At 68.9% G+C, this 17,263-nt stretch carries 18 protein-coding genes; 10 read left to right on the forward strand and 8 right to left on the reverse strand.

The features are described from left to right. Positions 1–58 precede the first annotated feature (58 nt). From EY822_RS12120 to EY822_RS12135, 4 genes are all read right to left on the reverse strand, one after another. Entirely contained in the window at positions 59–1,405 is a 1,347-nt protein-coding gene (locus tag EY822_RS12120; protein WP_150308486.1) for a DUF2254 domain-containing protein, read from the reverse strand. 84 nt (positions 1,406–1,489) lie between these two features. Beyond that, entirely contained in the window at positions 1,490–2,227 is a 738-nt protein-coding gene (locus EY822_RS12125) for an ion transporter (RefSeq protein ID WP_150308487.1), read from the reverse strand. Between the two features lie 188 nt (positions 2,228–2,415). Next, positions 2,416–3,489 carry an alkene reductase gene (locus tag EY822_RS12130; RefSeq protein WP_150308488.1) on the reverse strand — a complete coding sequence of 358 codons (1,074 nt, stop codon included), beginning with the start codon at positions 3,487–3,489 and terminating at the stop codon, positions 2,416–2,418. Between the two features lie 171 nt (positions 3,490–3,660). Further along, positions 3,661–5,178: a SulP family inorganic anion transporter gene (locus EY822_RS12135; protein ID WP_150308489.1), complete on the reverse strand. Its 1,518-nt coding sequence runs from the start codon at positions 5,176–5,178 to the stop codon at positions 3,661–3,663. A gap of 183 nt (positions 5,179–5,361) precedes the next feature. On the opposite strand from EY822_RS12135, the gene EY822_RS12140 reads away from it, so the two are divergent. Beyond that, positions 5,362–5,754, forward strand: a complete 393-nt coding sequence (locus EY822_RS12140) for a MerR family transcriptional regulator (protein ID WP_150308490.1) — start codon at positions 5,362–5,364, stop codon at positions 5,752–5,754. Between the two features lie 54 nt (positions 5,755–5,808). Here EY822_RS12140 and EY822_RS12145 read toward each other — a convergent pair whose 3' ends face one another. Continuing rightward, on the reverse strand, positions 5,809–7,035 hold the full coding sequence (locus EY822_RS12145; RefSeq protein ID WP_150308491.1) for a cobalamin-independent methionine synthase II family protein: 1,227 nt from the start codon (positions 7,033–7,035) through the stop codon (positions 5,809–5,811). Positions 7,036–7,387: 352 nt separating this feature from the next. On the opposite strand from EY822_RS12145, the gene EY822_RS12150 reads away from it, so the two are divergent. The 4 genes from EY822_RS12150 to EY822_RS12165 all read left to right on the forward strand — a co-directional run bounded on the left by EY822_RS12150 (position 7,388) and on the right by EY822_RS12165 (position 12,234). Further along, positions 7,388–8,386, forward strand: coding sequence for an LLM class flavin-dependent oxidoreductase (locus EY822_RS12150; protein ID WP_150308492.1), 999 nt, complete (start codon positions 7,388–7,390; stop codon positions 8,384–8,386). A 31-nt stretch (positions 8,387–8,417) separates the two neighbouring features. Continuing rightward, a complete protein-coding gene (locus EY822_RS12155) occupies positions 8,418–8,993 on the forward strand; it encodes a YdeI/OmpD-associated family protein (protein WP_150308493.1) in 576 nt (191 codons plus the stop codon). Between the two features lie 308 nt (positions 8,994–9,301). Beyond that, positions 9,302–11,605, forward strand: coding sequence for a metallophosphoesterase (locus tag EY822_RS12160; RefSeq protein ID WP_227497251.1), 2,304 nt, complete (start codon positions 9,302–9,304; stop codon positions 11,603–11,605). Positions 11,606–11,751: 146 nt separating this feature from the next. Continuing rightward, complete coding sequence (locus EY822_RS12165) at positions 11,752–12,234, forward strand: hypothetical protein (protein ID WP_150308495.1); 483 nt, start codon at positions 11,752–11,754, stop codon at positions 12,232–12,234. 126 nt (positions 12,235–12,360) lie between these two features. On the opposite strand, the gene EY822_RS12170 is transcribed toward EY822_RS12165, so the two are convergent. After that, entirely contained in the window at positions 12,361–13,254 is an 894-nt protein-coding gene (locus tag EY822_RS12170; protein ID WP_150308496.1) for a hypothetical protein, read from the reverse strand. A 154-nt stretch (positions 13,255–13,408) separates the two neighbouring features. On the opposite strand from EY822_RS12170, the gene EY822_RS12175 reads away from it, so the two are divergent. The 5 genes from EY822_RS12175 (at position 13,409) to EY822_RS12195 (ending at position 15,777) form a co-directional block, all read left to right on the forward strand. Beyond that, positions 13,409–14,137 carry a DUF72 domain-containing protein gene (locus EY822_RS12175; RefSeq protein WP_150308929.1) on the forward strand — a complete coding sequence of 243 codons (729 nt, stop codon included), beginning with the start codon at positions 13,409–13,411 and terminating at the stop codon, positions 14,135–14,137. 67 nt (positions 14,138–14,204) lie between these two features. Further along, entirely contained in the window at positions 14,205–14,549 is a 345-nt protein-coding gene (locus EY822_RS12180) for a PadR family transcriptional regulator (protein ID WP_150308497.1), read from the forward strand. Beyond that, the gene (locus EY822_RS12185; protein WP_150308498.1) at positions 14,546–15,004 is read left to right on the forward strand and encodes a hypothetical protein; all 459 of its coding nucleotides are present in this window, start codon (positions 14,546–14,548) and stop codon (positions 15,002–15,004) included. Before EY822_RS12180 ends, EY822_RS12185 begins: the two co-directional genes overlap by 4 nt. Before the next feature lie 69 nt (positions 15,005–15,073). After that, entirely contained in the window at positions 15,074–15,391 is a 318-nt protein-coding gene (locus EY822_RS12190; protein WP_150308499.1) for an ArsR/SmtB family transcription factor, read from the forward strand. Further along, positions 15,388–15,777: a VOC family protein gene (locus EY822_RS12195; RefSeq protein WP_150308500.1), complete on the forward strand. Its 390-nt coding sequence runs from the start codon at positions 15,388–15,390 to the stop codon at positions 15,775–15,777. The genes EY822_RS12190 and EY822_RS12195 overlap by 4 nt, the downstream gene beginning before the upstream one ends. Positions 15,778–15,816: 39 nt before the next feature. On the opposite strand, the gene EY822_RS12200 is transcribed toward EY822_RS12195, so the two are convergent. Together EY822_RS12200 and EY822_RS12205 are read right to left on the reverse strand one after the other, a co-directional pair. Beyond that, the gene (locus tag EY822_RS12200; protein ID WP_150308501.1) at positions 15,817–16,170 is read right to left on the reverse strand and encodes a GntR family transcriptional regulator; all 354 of its coding nucleotides are present in this window, start codon (positions 16,168–16,170) and stop codon (positions 15,817–15,819) included. After that, a complete protein-coding gene (locus EY822_RS12205; protein WP_150308502.1) occupies positions 16,167–17,138 on the reverse strand; it encodes a hypothetical protein in 972 nt (323 codons plus the stop codon). Before EY822_RS12205 ends, EY822_RS12200 begins: the two co-directional genes overlap by 4 nt. Positions 17,139–17,263 lie beyond the last annotated feature (125 nt).

Here is a 17,263-nt window from a genome sequence, read left to right on the forward strand (position 1 = left end):
AGGAGCCGCGAGCGCACGAGGTGCCCGTGCAGCAGGTGCCGGAAATTGTATCGCCGGGTCAGGGCGCTGCGACGGGGTGGGTGCGGAGGGCATCCACCAGCTCCGCGATGCGGGTCTCGATCGGCGCCCGGTCGAGATCTGCGGGATCTCTGGCCAGGAAGGCCTCCCGAAGTGCCTGCACCTCTCCGAGCAGCGCGGCGCGCACGGCGGGCCGGTCCGTGCCCCGCTCGATCCGCTCGGCGAGCCCGAGCACGGAGTGCATCACGCCCAGGTGGTCGAGCCCGTACTGGCGGAAGTCGCGGAACACCGTTGCCACGAGGCTCTCGGCTCGGGGCCAGTCGCAGACCACGCGCGGCACGCCGTGCTCGTCGGTGCGCGTGTCCGCCGCCGGCTTCCGTCTGCAGAGCGGAACCAGGCCCTCCGCCATCACGTCGATGGCCCCGGTGGCGGTGTAGGGATCGTTCGCGCCGGAGGCGAGTCCGCGCACGGCGGTCTCGGTGAGCTGTTGAAGCGCGAAGCGCACGTCCTGGTGGGGAGTGCGCGCGTTCCCGATGGTGAACGCCGACCGCACCGCCTCGTCGATCTCCTCCGGGTCGCCGTGCGACCCGCGGGCCGCGCCCGACCCACGGCGGATCTTCGCGACGTGTTCCCCCGCGATCACGTGATCGCCCGGCATCGCCGCAACGTCGATCAGCAGGTCGTGTTCGATAGCGAGCGCCACGAGGCGGTCGAGGTTCATGTGCTGCACGTATCCGGTGTTCCCCGATCCGACGTGGCGGAAGTCACCGCTCCGGTCGGGCGGATCCATGAACGTGCGTGCAGCGTCACCGACCGGACCGTCGGCCGGGTACAGCGTGTCGACGACGGTGGTGAACTCCTCCTGCACCCTTTGCTGGAGGGTCGTGACCTGCACCGAACTTGCGATGTGGTGGATGAAGAACACGAGCACGGCCACGTCGAGCATCGCCAGCAGCACCACGAAGTGCACGGCCAGCACCGGCACGAAGGCCTGGCTGTCATCGAGTTCGGTGCGCACGGAGCGCAGGACGACCACCGAGTAGAGGAAGGTGGACGTGAGCACGGCGAGCACGAGCTGATTCCCGCGGTCCTTCATGAAGTTGCGCACCAGCCGCGGACCGTAGGTGGATGACGTGGTGGCCAGCACCGAAATGGTGATGGAGAACGCCGTGCCGGCGACCGTGAGCATGGTGATGCCCACCGCCGACAGCATCTCCCGCCCACCGCCGGCGCTCATGGCGTTGAGGAACGGGATGCTGACGTCGGCGTCGACGAGCACACGGTCGAGGGCGATCAACGCCTCGGCGAGCAGCACTGCCGAGATCCCGAAGACGGCGGGCATGAGCCAGAAGGACTCGCGCGCGCGCAGCAACCAGGTACGGATCATGCGTTGAGGTTAGCGGACCGGCGGGAAGGCGACCGGCGTCATGCATGCCGGGATTGCGAGGAGATCCGTGCTTCCTGGCCTCGGCTAGCGCGCCGGGAACGCGGGATCCGACTCCGCGGATGCGTCGCCGGGCTCTGCCGCTCGCGCCGGTTGCTCACCGCGCAGGAAGAAGGCACCGAGGGAACCCGCGAGCGTCGCGAACACCGCCACGGAGTACACCGCCAGCGCGACCGAGAGGATACGGGCGAAGGCGTCGTCCGCTCCGACCCCGCTTCCGGTGATGGTAGCCATCGCCGCCACGTACAGCGCGGTGGCGTAGTCGTCGTGCGACCCCGAGAGGAAGAGCAGCTGACTCGAGACCAGCACGACCACCGCCGTCACCGCGATCAACCAGCCGATGCGGCTCGACAGCAGCCGCCCCGCGGACCGCGATCCGCGCACCCCGGCGGACAGCACACCGCCGAAGCGCGCGACCCGGGCCACGCGCAGGAAGCGCAGCGCCTGCAGCGCCCGGAAGAACCGCAGGAACGGTACAAGCAGGAAGATGACCTGCCACCAGCTGCGCTTCCAGAAGGCCTTCGAGAAGCCCGCGATGTACGCCCGGAGCAGGAACTCGCCGACGAAGATCGTCCAGAAAATCCACCCCAGCACCGCGAGCACGGACGACAGGGTCGGGTCGGTGGCGAGCAGTTGCCCGAGCACCACGAAGAGGAAGATGATGCCGAGCACACCCATCGGACGGTCGAGGCGCGCGGCGAAGACCTCCGCCGCGCTCTCGCGCTCGGCCGCCGGGGCCGCCGACAACTTGGGGATGTCCGCCATCGTCCCAGCTTCCCATGAGCGGTGGGCGCCCTGTGGTGTGCACTGCATGGGCCGCTGGACGACGGGCGCTTCGTGCCGGGCGCTCGGGACCGGCGAGTGGGCACTGCATGGGCCGCTGGACGACGGGCGCTTCGTGCCGGGCGCTCTGGAACGGCGAGTGGGCACTGCAGTGCCCACTCCCCGGTCGGTCAGTGCGACAGTGCCGGATAGTCCGTGTAGCCGCGCGCGCCCGGACCGTAGAACGTGGTCGGATCGGGCTCGTTGAGGTCGAGGTCGTTCTGCCAGCGACGCACGAGGTCGGGGTTCGCGATGGCGGGCCGTCCCACGGCGACGACCTCGGCGGCACCGGCCTGCACGAAGTCGATCGCCTCGGAGCGGGTGGTGAGCAGGCCGAATCCGCTGTTCGCCATGAGCGGTCCGCCGAAGCGTCCGCGCAGGTGCTGCACGAACTCTCCGGCCGGATCGCTGTGCAGCACGCTGAGGTAGGCGAGCCCGAGGGGCGCGATGCCGTCGAGCAGTGCGTCGTAGGTGGCGCGGGTCTCGTCGGGATCGGTCTCGAGCACGTCCTGGATGTTGTGCGACGGGGAGATGCGCACGCCGACGCGATCCGCGCCCACCTCGCGGGCCACCGCGGTGATGACCTCGATGCCGAAGCGTGCCCGGTTCGCGGGCGTTCCGCCGTAGCCGTCCGTACGCACGTTGGAGGTGGGGGAGAGGAACTCGTGCAACAGGTATCCGTTCGCGGAGTGCACCTCGACGCCATCGGCGCCGGCGTTTACCGCGTTCCGGGCCGCTCGAACGAACTCGGCGACCACGTCGGTCAGTTCGTCCTCGGTGAGCGCGTGGGGCACCGGATACGGCTGCTTGCCGGACCGGGTGTGCGTGCTGCCCTCGATCGCGAGAGCGCTCGGCGCAACCGGGGTCGTCCCGTCATTGGTGTCGGGGTGGGTGACGCGGCCACCGTGCATCAGCTGCACGACGATCACGCCGCTCTCGTCGTGCACCGCGTCGGCGACCCGGCGCCATCCCTCCACCTGCTCGTCGGTCACGATGCCGGGCTGGCCGACGAACGCCTGGCTGACCGGGCTCGTGTAGGTGCCCTCCGTGACGATCATGCCGATGCTCGCGCGCTGGCGGTAGTGCTCCACGATCAGGTCGTTGGGCACGCCGGAGTCACCGGCGCGCATGCGGGTGAGCGGTGCCATGACGACGCGGTTGGAGAGAGCGAGCGCGCCGAGGGTGATGGGGGAGAAGAGCTGCACGAGTCTGCTTTCGATCGAACGGATACCGCCGGTCGACTGACTGCGAGGCGCATCGGCCTCCGGCGGTGCGGATTCGACGCTGGACCCACTGCAGACGAACCGCGCGGCGGCCGACCGTATTCCGCAACCGGGGCGATGATGTCCCGGTCGGGCGAAGAGTTCTTCGTGTGCCTAGTGCTCGACTCCCAGATTGCCGGCGAGCCGGGTGTGCATCGTCGTGCTGGCGTCATTCATGCCCTCGATCACGGCGCGTTTGCCGTGGTTGGCGTACTTCGTGGTGATGGCGTCGAGGGCCGCCACGGTGGAGGCGTCCCACACGTGCGAGGCCGACATGTCGATGACCACGCGCTCGGGATCCTCGGCGTACTCGAACTGGGTTGTCAGGTCGTTGCTCGAGGCGAAGAAGAGTTCGCCCGTGACGGTGTAGTAGGCGGTCGGCACCGGGTCGTCCGTCGACAGGGTGCGCTCGACGGTCACGAAGTGGGCCACCCGTCGGGCGAACGCGATCATCGCCACGACCACGCCGACGATGACGCCGATCGCCAGGTTGTGGGTGATCACCACGACCGCGACGGTGGCGACCATGACCGTGGTCTCGCTCTTCGGCATCCGCTTGAGGGTCGACCAGCGCACGCTGTGCCAGTCGAAGGTGGCGACGGAGACCATGACCATCACTGCAACGAGAGCGGCCATGGGGATCACCGACACCAGGTCACCGAGACCCACGACGAGAATGAGCAGGAAGACTCCGGCGAGGAACGTGGAGATGCGGGTGCGGGCTCCCGATGCCTTCACGTTGATCATGGTCTGGCCGATCATGGCGCAGCCGCCCATGCCACCGAAGATGCCGGAGAGCACATTGGCAACGCCCTGGCCCCACGCTTCGCGGGTCTTGTCGGACCGAGTGTCGGTGATGTCATCGACGAGCTTCGCGGTCATCAGCGACTCGAGCAAGCCGACGAGGGCGACGGCGAGCGCGTAGGGGGCGATGATCGACAGGGTCTCCCAGGTGAGCGGCACGGTGGGGATGAGGAGCTCGGGCAGGCTCTCCGGCAGATCGCCCTGATCGCCGACCGTGGGCACGGTGATGGCCACGGCCACCGTGGTGATGGTGAGCAGCACGATGGCCACCAGCGGGGCAGGTACCACTCTGGTGAAGCGGGGCATGATCACCATGATCAGGATGCCGACCGCCACCAGCGGATAGACGAGCCACGGCACGCCGATCAGATGCGGCACCTGCGCGATGAAGATGAGGATGGCGAGGGCGTTGACGAAGCCCACCATGACGCTGCGGGGGATGAAGCGCATCAGCCGCGCGACGCCGATGACGCCCAGCACCACCTGGAAGAGCCCGCCGAGGATCACCGTGGCGAGCAGGTAGTCCACGCCGTACTCGCGGGCGACGGGCGCGATGACCAGGGCGATCGCACCGGTCGCCGCGGTGATCATCGCGGGGCGTCCGCCGAGGAACGCGATGGACACCGCCATGATGAAGGAGGAGAAGAGGCCGAGTCGCGGATCGACGCCGGCGATGATCGAGAACGAGATCGCCTCCGGGATCAGCGCCATCGCGACCACCAGACCGGCCAGCACCTCCCGGGTGAGGATGCGCGGCGACCGAAGTGCCGTGAGAACCGTGGGTTCGGCGGTGTAGCGGCCGACGGCGGGCTTCGCGGATCGAGGCATGGGGATCTCCAGGGCTTGCGTCGAAGCCAGGCTCGGAACGGGGCTGGGGCAGAATAGGAGCGCCTCTCGGACGCGACGCCACGGCGGAGCGTGCCCGAGGGCTCACGGCACACACGAGATCACCAGCCGGTGGCGAAGACCTACTCTAACGTAAGAGTCGGGACCGGACGGAAGGACCCTGCAATGACCACGGATACGCCGGCGGCGACGACGATGCACATCGGCGAACTCGCCGACAAGACCGGACTCTCCCTTCGCACCATCCGTCACTACGACGAGGTCGGGCTCCTGAAGCCGTCCGGCCGCACCGACGGCGGGTTCCGTCTGTATACGCAGGAGGACCTGTCCCGCCTCATGCTCATCCGCCGGATGAAGCCGCTCGGGTTCTCGCTGGAGGAGATGACGGAGTTGCTCCGCATCATCGGCGTGCTGAAGAGCGGGAACGCCGGAACCGACAACGACGACGTGCGAGCGCGTCTCGCGTCGTTCATCGAGCAGGCCGAGGAGCGGCAGCGCACGCTCGAGAGGCAGCTCGACATGGCGAACGAGTTCGTGGAGTTGCTCCGGTCCCAGTAGGGCGCCCATCCCCGCGGCGGCGTTGCGCTCCGTCGTCGCCGCGGGGAGCCGGACCTATCGTGCGAGTCGCGCCGATGCGAGCTCGGCGCCACGGGTGAGCGACTCGAGCTTTGCCCAGGCGATCTGCGGGTGAATGCGTCCGCCGAGGCCGCAGTCGGTCGACGCGATGACCCGCTCGCCGCCCACGAGCGAGGCGAAGCGCTCGATGCGGTCCGCGACGAGCTCGGGGTGCTCCACCACGTTCGTGGCGTGTCCCACCACGCCCGGCAGGATCTCCTTGCCGTCGGGCAGGGTCACGTCCTCCCACACGCGCCACTCGTGCTCGTGCCGGGCGTTCGCGGCCTCGAACGAGTAACCGCCGGCGTTGACCTCGAGCATGACGTCGACGATGTTCTTCAGCTCGATGTCCGTGGTGTGCGGGCCGTGCCAGCTGCCCCAGCACAGGTGGAAGCGGATGCGGTCCTCGGGCAGTCCGTGCAGCGCGTGGTTGAGGGCCTCGACGCGGATTCGCGTGAACGCCTGATAGTCCGCCACGCTGGGTTCGGGGTTGATCTGGTCCCAGTTCTCGGCGACGGAGGGGTCGTCGATCTGCAGGATGAGTCCGGCGTCGATGATCGCCTTGTACTCGTGCCGGAGTACCTCGGCCCACGCCCAGATGAACTCCTCCTCGGTGGCGTAGTACTCGTTGCCGATGCGACTGGCCGAGCCGGGGGAGAGCGCGGTGATGAAGCCGTCGGTCGCGCCGGCGGCGTCCACCGCCCTGCGGAGGTTGCGCGTGTCTGTGGCGATCGCATCCTGGCCGATGTAGCCGAGCGGACCCGTGCAGGTGGGGAAGGCGGTCGCGTTCTTGCCGAGGGCGATGCCGCTCGTGGGGTCGGCGTAGGCGTCGGCGAACCGCGTCCAGTCGCGCCGGTCGGCGAACGAGGTGAGGCGCACGGTGCCGGGCGTGCTGCGCACCGCGCCCTGGGTGATCGGGTTGAAGTCGGTCAGCTCGAGGCCGCTCGTGCGCTGGAACGAGTACGTCCACCAGGCCCCGTAGTCGACGGGGCTCGACATCGCTTTGCCGTACTCGCCGTCGCCCGGGATGCTGATGCCGGTCTCGGTCTGCCGGCGAACGAGGTCCGCCACCGCGTGCTCAAGCAGGCCGTCGAACTCCGGGGTGCGGTCGAGGGTGAATCCGTCGTCGGCGAAGGAGCGCGACTCGTTCGCCGCGATCAACTCGGGCGTGCGGGGGAGGCTTCCGGCGTGCGAGGTGCGGATGAGAGGGGTGGTCGCTGTCATGGGTGCCTCGTTCTGTCGGCGGCGTGCTGCCGCGGGATGGGATGTGCGGCGGTGCCCACAGGCGCGAGGCTTCGCTTTGCCGCCGGAACCACCCTGCCAGAGGCGGGAACAGCGGAGCGAGAGGAAGGGGGCGTCATGTCGCCGTGTTACGTCGCGCCGCCGTGCGCCCGGCCGTGCGCCTTCCCGTGCGCCTCCACCCGCGCCTCCGCGCGATACCTCTGTCTACTGGGTGCAGGCCGGTCTGCGACGAATTCTCGCCTGCGATCGGGAACGAATCCGTGAGCCGGTGCGTTGACGCCAGGGTGCGGTTGCACCTCACCGCAGCACCACCCGTTCCGACCGGAAGGCCGCCATGCCCGTTCCCCTGTCCATCCTCGACCTCGCTCCGATCGCCCCGGGGGAGTCGGCTCGGGAAAGCTTCGCTGCGAGCGTCGCGCTCGCGCAATCGGCCGAGCGGAACGGGTACCGCCGGGTCTGGTACGCCGAGCACCACAACATGCCCACCATCGCGTCGTCGGCCACGAGCGTGCTGATCGGCCACGTGGCGGCGCACACCTCATCCATCCGACTCGGTGCGGGCGGGGTCATGCTGCCCAATCACGCGCCGCTCACCATCGCCGAGCAGTACGGCACTCTGGCGACCCTGTTCCCCGACCGCATCGACCTCGGACTGGGGCGGGCGCCCGGGAGCGACCAGACCACCATGCGCGCGATGCGCCGCGACCCGTCGTCGTCGGACTCGTTCCCATCGGACGTGCTCGAGCTGCAGGGCTACCTCCGCGGCTCGTCCCGGGTGCCCGGCGTGCAGGCGGTTCCCGGAGCGGGCACCAACGTGCCGCTGTACATCCTCGGATCGTCGATGTTCGGTGCGCAGCTCGCCGCCGCGCTGGGTCTGCCCTACGCATTCGCCTCGCACTTCGCCCCCGACGCCCTCCTCCCCGCCGTCGCCGCGTACCGCAGCGAGTTCACCCCGTCGGAGCAGCTGGACGAGCCCTACGTGCTCGCCGGTGCCAACGTGATCGCAGCCGAGGATGCCGAGGATGCCGCCGACCAGTTCAGCACCATGCGGCGTGCCCGGGTGCGCAGCATGATCTCGCGCGGCCCCGCGTCGCCCGACTACACCGACCAGCAGATCGACGATTTCCTGACCACGCCGCAGGGTCAGCAGCTCGCCACCATGATGCGATACACCGCCGTCGGCACCCCGGGCGAGGTGCGCGCGTACCTCGAGGAATTCGCGACCCTCGCCCGAGCCGACGAGCTCATCGTGGCGCACGCGTCACAGACCACCGCGGATAGACTGCGGTCCGTCGAGCTCACCGCCGGTGCCATGCAGTGGGCATCCGCGTGAGCTGATCACCCGAGGAACGAGTCGAGGTCCGATGGAGCCGCCCGGCGATGAAGAGATCGTCACGTTCCGCACCGCGTCGGAGTGGGACTCCTGGCTGGAGCGGAATGGGCGATCGCACGCCAGCGTGTGGATGCTCATCGCCAAGAAGTCGTCGGGCACGGAGTCGGTCACCGTTTCCGATGCGCTCGACGTCGCGCTGTGCTGGGGATGGATCGACGGGCAGCGGAGGTCGTACGACGACTCCCACTTCCTCCAGCGGTACACGCCGCGCCGCCGGAGGAGCGAGTGGTCGCAGGTCAACGTCGACAGGGTTCGCGCGCTCACCGAGGCCGGCCGGATGCGTCCAGCCGGACTCGCCGAGGTGGCGGCGGCCCAGGCCGACGGACGGTGGGACGCCGCGTACGTCGCCCAGCGCAACGTCAGCGTGCCCGATGACCTGGCCGCAGCGCTCGCAGCCAGCGAGCGCGCTTCCGCCCGCTTCGCCGCGCTGGGGAAGACCGAGCGGTACCTCGCCATCCTGCAGGTGACCAAGGCGCGAACGCCCGCGACCCGGGCGGCGCGGCTCGCGCGCGTGGTGCGCGAGTGGGAGGACTCGGCCGGCACCTGAGCCCATCGAGAAGGAAGACGGCGAGGTCGAGGATGACGACGTCGAGCAGCTCGCGCTGAGGTTTCGGTCGATCGCCCCTGCTGATTCGCGGGCGATTGAGCAGATACGCGGCGCATCGGAGCGGAAACCGGGGCGGGTGACCGCACGAGCGGCGTGTCGAAGGGCGGTTCCCCCTTGACGCCGGAGAGCGCCACCTGAGAGGATGCGCGCATCCCCGGCGTCGTCGCCCCGGTGGAGAGGTCGACCTGATGCACCAGAGCGGTTCCACGGGGCCATCCGCCCCCCACCGGCGAAGGATTGCGATTGCCGTGATCCTCACGTTGCTCGCCGCGGTGCCCGTGTTCGGGTCGACCCCGGTCGCCTCAGCGGAGCCGAGCGATCCCTTCACCTTCGTCGTCATTCCCGACACGCAGAACTACTCGTACTCGGAACGGCATGGCACCATCGCCCAGCAGGCGCAGTGGGTTGTCGACCAACGCGACGCCCTCGACATCGCGTTCGTCGCCCAGGTCGGCGATCTGGTGAGCAACTGGGATTCAGGGTCGCAGTGGCCGCGGGTGTCCACCGGACTGAAGATCCTCGACGACGCGGGTGTGCCCAACAGTGTCCTGCCCGGCAATCACGACTTCGACAACACGACGGGGGCGTCGCCGTTGTACGACCAGTACTTTCCGCCGAGCCGGTACGTCGGGGCCGCCTGGACACCGACGACCGCGCGATACGGCGGATACCTCGGCCAGAACCTCTTCGGGACCGACCCGATCAATCGCCAGAACATGAACAGCTTCAGTCTGTTCAGCGCCGGCGGTCGAGATTTCCTGGTGCTGAACCTGGAATGGGAGGCACCCGGTTACGCGCTCGACTGGGGCCGGAAGGTGCTCGCCGCCCACCCGAACCGGATCGCCATCCTGTCCACCCACAGCTTCCTCACCCTGCAGGGAACCCGGAAGACCAGCGCCGAGCGACCCGGCGGGACGTCGCAGGCAGGCCTGTGGAACGACTTCGTCTCCCAGCAGTGCTCCATCGCGCTCGTCGTCGCCGGCCACGAGCATGATGGCGACCTGGGCGAATCACGCCGCACCGATCAGAACCGGTGCGGCAAACCCGTCGTCCAGGCGATGAGCAACTACCAGGACCGAGCGAACGGCGGCGACGGCTGGTTGCGGTACTACACCTTCAGCCCGGCCGACAACACCATCTCCGCGAGGACCTATTCGCCGAAGCTGGGTCGATACGAGACCGACGACAACTCCCAGTTCACCCTGCCGTTCGAACTCTCGACCGTTTCATCGCCGCCGCCGCCGTCAGCGGTTGTGAGCGACACGTTCACGCGCACGCTGTCGACCGGGTTCGGCGCGGCAGACACCGGCCAATCCTGGAGCACCTCGGGGTCGGCAGCGTCGTACTCGGTCTCCGGCGGCCTCGGCCGAACCTCTGTGCCGGTCGGCGGTAGTCGGTCGGCGACCCTGCCTACGGTCTCGGTGCTCGACCCCCGGGTCTCGGTGGAGATGACCGCGACCCCAGCCGGTACCGGATCGGGACTGTACACGAGCGTCCTTGGACGGGTGGTTGGCGCCGACAGCTACCGCGCAAAGCTCAAGATTCTCCCGAGTGGTGCGTTGCGACTGAGCGTCATCCGATTTCTCGGGTCAGTCGAGACGACTCTGTCGAGCACGGCCCTGGGGGCGGTGGCCACAGCCGGCCAGCCGCTGCGACTGGACCTCCAGGTCAGCGGCACCACACCGACCACGATTCGCGCGAAGGCCTGGCCGCTGTCCGCTTCAGAGCCGACGAACTGGCAGGTCACCGCGACGGACTCCTCGGTCGCCCTGCAGCGAGCCGGCGGCGCCGGGTTGTACAACTACCTGTCGGGTACGGCGACGGCCGCAGCTGCGATCGCGTTCGATGGCTTCACCGTGCGCGACGTCGGCGTAGCCACACCACCACCACCACCACCGCCGCCGCCGCCGACGGACGTGCTCGCCACCGACGCATTCGGACGCACGGTCACGGGCGGATGGGGCGCCGCGGATACCGGCGGGAACTGGTCCGTGGCGGGCACCGCATCACGGTACTCGGTCGCAGGTGGGACCGGGGTGATGGCGATCAGCACTCCCGGCACGTCCACCGACGCCTCGATCGGAACGATCAGTTCCACTGCGACGGAGCTGCGCGCCGACCTCGCCTGGAACCGGACGGCGTCCGCGGGAACACTGTACAGTTCGCTCGTCGTCCGGCGGGTGACTGCCACCAGCGATTACCGGGCGAAGGTGGTCGTCGCGGCGAACGGTCGCCTGCAGTTGCAGCTCGTTCGGCGTGTGAACGGTGCGGAGACAACCCTGGCCGCCGCCGTGGTCGGAACCTTCGTCCAGTCACCCGGCACCAGGTACACCGTCGCCGTGCAGGCGGTCGGCACCGGGCCGACGACCCTGCGGGCGAAGCTCTGGCCAGTCGGCGGCACTGAACCCGGATGGCTGCTCACCACGCAGGACGGCGCCACCGGGCTTCAGGCGGCCGGCGGGATCGGTGTCGTCTCCTACGAGTCGAGCTCCGCGACGGCGCCCGTCACGATGACCGTCGACGAACTACGGGTACAGCGCGTGGTGCTCTAACAACGGAAGTCACCCGAGGGTGCGGGTGACCATCCGCACGACCGCTGTCAGCCTCCCCTTCCGTCGACCGTGATCACGGCGGAGGATGTCGGCAACGGTAGACGTCGCCCGGACGCACCTCGGGCGATGGGAAGGAGCCCTATCCCATGTTCGATGTGTCGATTCGCGACGTGCCGGAACAGACGGTACTGACAGAACAGGTGCACCTGCGGGCGCACGCACTGCCCGAATGGATCGAATCGGCGATGAGCCGGCAGCATGCCGCACTCAGGACGGCCGGTGGTGAGCCGACCGGGCCCGGACTCGTGATCTACCACGGGGAGGTCAACGAGGAGAGCGATGGACCCATCGAGGCGTGCACCCCGATTTCCCCGCACCTCACCGGTTCCATCTCGGTGCCCCACCGGGTGGAACCGGCCCATCGCGAGGCCTACACGACGATCACGAAAGCCCAGGTCGCCTTTCCCGAGATCCTCTCGGCCTACGAAGCGGTCGAGGGCTGGATAGCGAACAACGACGAGACCATCGTCGGGTCGCCGCGGGAGGTGTACTTCGCCGATTACGATGCGGCGGACGACGACGACCGAGTAGTGGACATCGCGTTCCCCCTGGCGGAACGCCCGTCGTGATCGTTGCGGCGAGTTAGCGGGCCGGGCCGGGCCGAGGCTCGCCCCGAGTCGCCCGTGCAGGTGAAGTCGCCCGGTTTGCCCGCTGTCGCCCGTGCAGGTGATGACACCCGGTTCACCCGCTGTCGCTTACTCCACACGTCTCAGGCGTTCGCGCGCGGCTTCGGCTCGACGGCGCGCCTGCTGGGCCAGGCGGTCGGAGCGTCCGCGCTCCCGTTCGATCGCGCGCGCGTCGCGGTCGAGCGCGGCCAACTTCAGTTCGACGGCGTCGATCGCGGACTGCAGTTCGTCGAGTTCGGTGGCGTAGGCATCCCGGCGCTCCTCGAGGGCCGACGCGCGATCCTCGAGGTCCTCGATCTCGGCATCCGCGGCCTCGACGAGCCTGTCGGCCTCGTCGACCGCTCGTTGCGCCTCGGCACGCGCCCGTTCCGCCCGCTTGGCGCGTTCGTCCGCGATGTCGGGCACTGGCGCGAGCTTCGGTGTCCGTCCGCCGCTGCGAGTTGCGGCGGGTGCGCCCTCACCGGGCGCGGCGACGGCATCGACGAGGTCGACGGGCTCGAAGCCGATCGACTCCAGCGGTCGCAGCAGACGGCCGGTGCGAACGGCGGTCGCCGCATCCGGGTCGGCCATGGCGGCGGAAAGCGTTTGTTCGACCTCCCGCACGGCGGTCGGATTCACGCCCTGACCGTGCCGCTCGCTGAGTTGTCCCGCCTCTCGGGCGAGTGCCGACACCAGTCTGCGACGTTGAGAACCCAGTGCCGCGAGCGAGTCTCGATCGAGGTCGTCCTGCGCCTCCCGCAGCGATGCGCCGAGCTCGAGCATCGACGCGATCTCGTCCGGGCGCTCACGCACGAGGATGTTCACGGCCCAGGCGGACGTCGAGGGCTTGGTCAGACGGCGGATCGCGTCGGCGAGGGCGCGGTCGCCACCCGCCTTGGCTTCCGACGCGCGCGCGTTGCGAGCGGCGATGAACCCGGACGGTGGAACGGAGTACAGCTCGTCGGCTGCGGTGGGGAGATCCATCGTGTTCATTCTGCCGCCGGACAGCGACGTGCGCGCCGGATCATGGGTGCGGTGCGGTGCTGCGACGGAGTTGGGCGCGGGGAATGGTGCGGTGCTCGTGCGGCCTCCGGCGCTCGTACGATGCAAGAACGGGCGGACGAGCGGAGGGGGAGCGATGGGCGTGCACATCGGCACATCCGGCTGGAGCTACGACCATTGGGAGCATGTGCTCTACCCGCCCGGCACACCGCCTCGGGATCGCCTCGCGCACTACGTGCGGCGATTCGACACCGTTGAGCTGAACGCGAGTCACTACCGGTGGCCGCGCGAGGCGTCCTTCGCCAGCTGGAGGCGCAGGCTGCCCGACGACTTCCTGCTTTCGGTGAAAGCCCCGCGGGGGCTCACCCATGCCAAGCGTCTGTACGCGCCCGAGGTGTGGATCGAACGGATCGCCCGCTGCTGGCACGAGTTGGCGGACCGCAGGGCGGTGCTGCTCGTGCAGTTGCCCCCGACGATGGAGCGGGACGACGCGCGCCTCGGGTACTTCCTTGCGGCGCTGCCGCCCTGGATCGCGGTGAGCGTGGAGTTCCGGCACCCGAGCTGGCATGCCGATGCTGTCTTCGGCATTCTCGAGCGGTACGACGCGGCATACTGCGTGATGAGCGGGGCGCACCTGCCGTGCGTGCTGCGGGTGACGGCGGGTTTCGCCTACGTGCGTCTGCACGGGCCCGATCCTCACCACCTCTACGGCGGGTCGTACTCCGACGAGGATCTCGCGTGGTGGTCCGATCGCATCCGCGAGTGGGACGCCGCCGGCACCGGTGTCTTCGCGTACTTCAACAACGACGGGGGCGGTAACGCGGTGCGGAACGCGGAAACGCTGCGCCGGATGCTGGGGCAGTGAACCGGGGAGCGCCATCCCGGCGTCCAGGTAGGTTGCCACTATACCTAGGTTGTGACACGATCTAGTGGTGGAGGAACGGACCTGGCCGTCGGAGTGGCTGCGCGGTGTGCTCGGTGCAGCCATCCTGGCGATCGTGGCCGATGGAGAGACCTACGGCTATCGGATCGGACAGCGCATCTCGGAGGCCGGACTCGGGACCGTGAAAGGGGGAACCCTGTATCCGATCCTCAATCGATTCGAGGACGAGGGTCTCCTGGCGTCCTCCTGGCGCGAGGGGGACGGCGGGCCCGGGCGCAAGTACTACTCCGTCACCCCGTCCGGTGCCGACACGCTCCGAACACTGCGGACCGATTGGCGGGAATTCTCGACCAATGCAACCGCTGCCATCCTCGGGAAGGAACCATCACCATGACCAGCACTTCGCCGAATGAATACGCTGCCGAGCTCACGGAGGCTCTCGAGTTCCGGGGCGTGCCGTCGCGGATGGTCCGGAGCATCGTCGGCGAGGTCGTCGATCATGTGGCCGAGTCCGGTGGCGACCCCCGGGTCGAATTCGGTGAGCCGGGCGACTATGCCCAGCGGTTCGCGCCGGGCTTCAGCATGGCGCGATTCTGTGCGCTCATCGTGGCGACCGTGGTGCTGACCGTCGGCGGCACGCTCGTGCTGATCTCCGGGGTGTTCGGTCTGCAGAACGCGGGGTACACGCTGTGGGGGCTGTCGCCGTGGATGCGCGTCATTCTGGGTTTTCTCGCCCTTCTCGCCTTCGTCGTCCTCCTCGTCGTGGCCGGGATGCGCAACGCTCGCCGCACCCGACGGTGGCAGCTGAACAGGAGCGGCACTCGCGAGCGCGGTCGAACCAGTAAGTGAGTGCCGAGCCGCCCCGAACTTCCTGCTTCACTCTTGACATGCAAGTAAACGCTTGCATATCGTAGCTGCGTGAGCGACGTGTACAAGGCGCTCGCCGACGAGACCCGGCGCGCCATCCTCGATGAGCTCGTCCGTCGCGACGAGCAGACGCTGTTCGAGTTGGTGAACCGCCTCATTTCGGCGCACGGTCTCTCGTCATCACGGCAGGCCGTCTCCCAGCACCTCGCCGTGCTCGAGGATGCGGGCCTCGTGCGCGTGGAGCGCCGTGGCCGATACCGCATCCATCACCTCGACACCGGTCCCCTCCGCGCGATCACTGAGCGGTGGCCGGTCGCTCTTGGTGACCCCAGCAATACCCCGAACGCGCACCGAAAGGAAAAAACATGAGAATCCATCTGGCCAGCATCTTCGTCGATGACCAGGACCGCGCCCTCGCCTTCTACACCGACACCCTGGGCTTCGTGAAGAAGACCGAGATTCCGCTCGGTGAGACGCGATGGCTGACCGTGGCATCACCCGATGACCCCGACGGCACGGAGCTCGTTCTCGAGCCGGCCGATCATCCCGCCGTCGGTCCGTTCCGCGAGGCGCTCGTGGCGGACGGCATCCCGTTCACCTCGTTCGCCGTCGACGATGTTCAACAGGAGTTCGAGCGCCTGGTCGGTCTCGGCGTCGTCTTCTCGCAGCAGCCGATGACGATGGGTGCGGTCACGACCGCGGTACTGGATGATACGTGCGGCAACCTCATCCAGATCGCCAGCATGTCCTCCTGACCGGCACGGTCGCCCCGAGTCGGGTGCGAAACCCCGAGGTCAGGCGCGGGCGTGCCACTCGGCGCGGACAGCGCTGAGCGCCTGTTCCAGGTCGACCGGTTCGGCGGCCAGCGCACGCACGAAGCGGCGCGCCGCGGTGCGGGCCGCCGGAGGCAGCGTCACTCCGTCCCGTACGCGAGCGCCGGTACGACTGGTCTCGATGAGGCCCTCGGCCTCGAGCGCCGAGTACGCCCGGGCGACCGTCCCGGCCGCGATCCGCAGATCGCCCGCGAGTTGACGTACGGATGGCAGGCGATGGCCGCCAGCCAGCTCGCCGACACGGATCCGGTCGGCGACCTGGCTGCGGATCTGCTCGAAGGGCGGCGTCGGGTCGTCGTCGTCGAGGACGATCATGCCGCGTGCCCGGCCCCGGTGCCCGCGGTGCTGCCATCCCGCGGGATCACGGCGACCACCGGTGCCCGCACGGCGTCGATGGCCGCGAGGCAGAGGAGCACTGCGCCGAGGATCAGTCCTCCCGTCCCGGCGACCACCTCGACAGTGCCCACGACGCCCTCCGGCTGCACCACGGTGGCGGACGTGCCGGTCAAGAAGGTGGCCGCATTGCGGGTCGCCTGTCCGGCGAAGAAGAGAGCACCGCCGAAGTAGGCGAACAACGCGCCCGAACTCACCTTCATCACGACCCGTGTCGACGCGATGCGCAGGATGCGATCCGCCTCGGTCAGCGCCTCGTCGGCGGGTGCGGGGGCGGATGCGATACGGGCGAGCGCGAACAGGGTCGCCGCGGTGAGGAGCGCCGTCATGATGAGGAGGGGGACGCCGTAGTACCACCCCGGGTAGGGGGTCGACGTGCTCGTCGCATCCCCGAGCGAGACGCGTATCGCCCGGTAGGTGCCATCGTCGGCGACCGTGGACGACATTCCGGCGAGGGTGGTGAAGATTGCCGCCGACACTGCCGCGGTGAGGGGGATGAGGTAGGCCCAGGGCGGTCCGAAGCTCCACGGTCGACGCGGGGCCAGCGACGCGCTCCGGCGGGGTGAGAGGGTGACAGTGTTCATGCGTGCGGGAGGAATGGCGCCGAGGACGGTGAGACCCACGATCGCCGCCGCCCCGGGCGCAAGCAGGAGCGGGAGTCCGAAGGCGTCGGGCCGCACCTCGTTCAGGGCGAAGAAGAACGCGAATGCGACGGCACTCGCGGTGATGGCGGCAAGGGCGCGCATCCTCGACGCGCCGTTCGCGCCGCGGAGCGCGGCAGCCGCGGACTCCGACACCGGAGCGATGCGGAACGCCTCCGTTCGCCGCGCCCGGGCGAGCGCGAGCGACACTCCGACGGCGACGAGAACGAGAAGGGCGAGCACTGCCATGGGTTTGCCTTTCGTGTATCACTCACGTGGTACACGAAACATAGCAGCTGTATCAACGAATTGATACACACGGGTGAGAGCGGCGGGCCCTCGGCGTCGATACCCTCGACGTCGATGCCCAGCGT

Source organism: Planctomonas psychrotolerans, assembly GCF_008642235.1.
In the GTDB taxonomy this organism is placed as follows: domain Bacteria; phylum Actinomycetota; class Actinomycetes; order Actinomycetales; family Microbacteriaceae; genus Planctomonas; species Planctomonas psychrotolerans.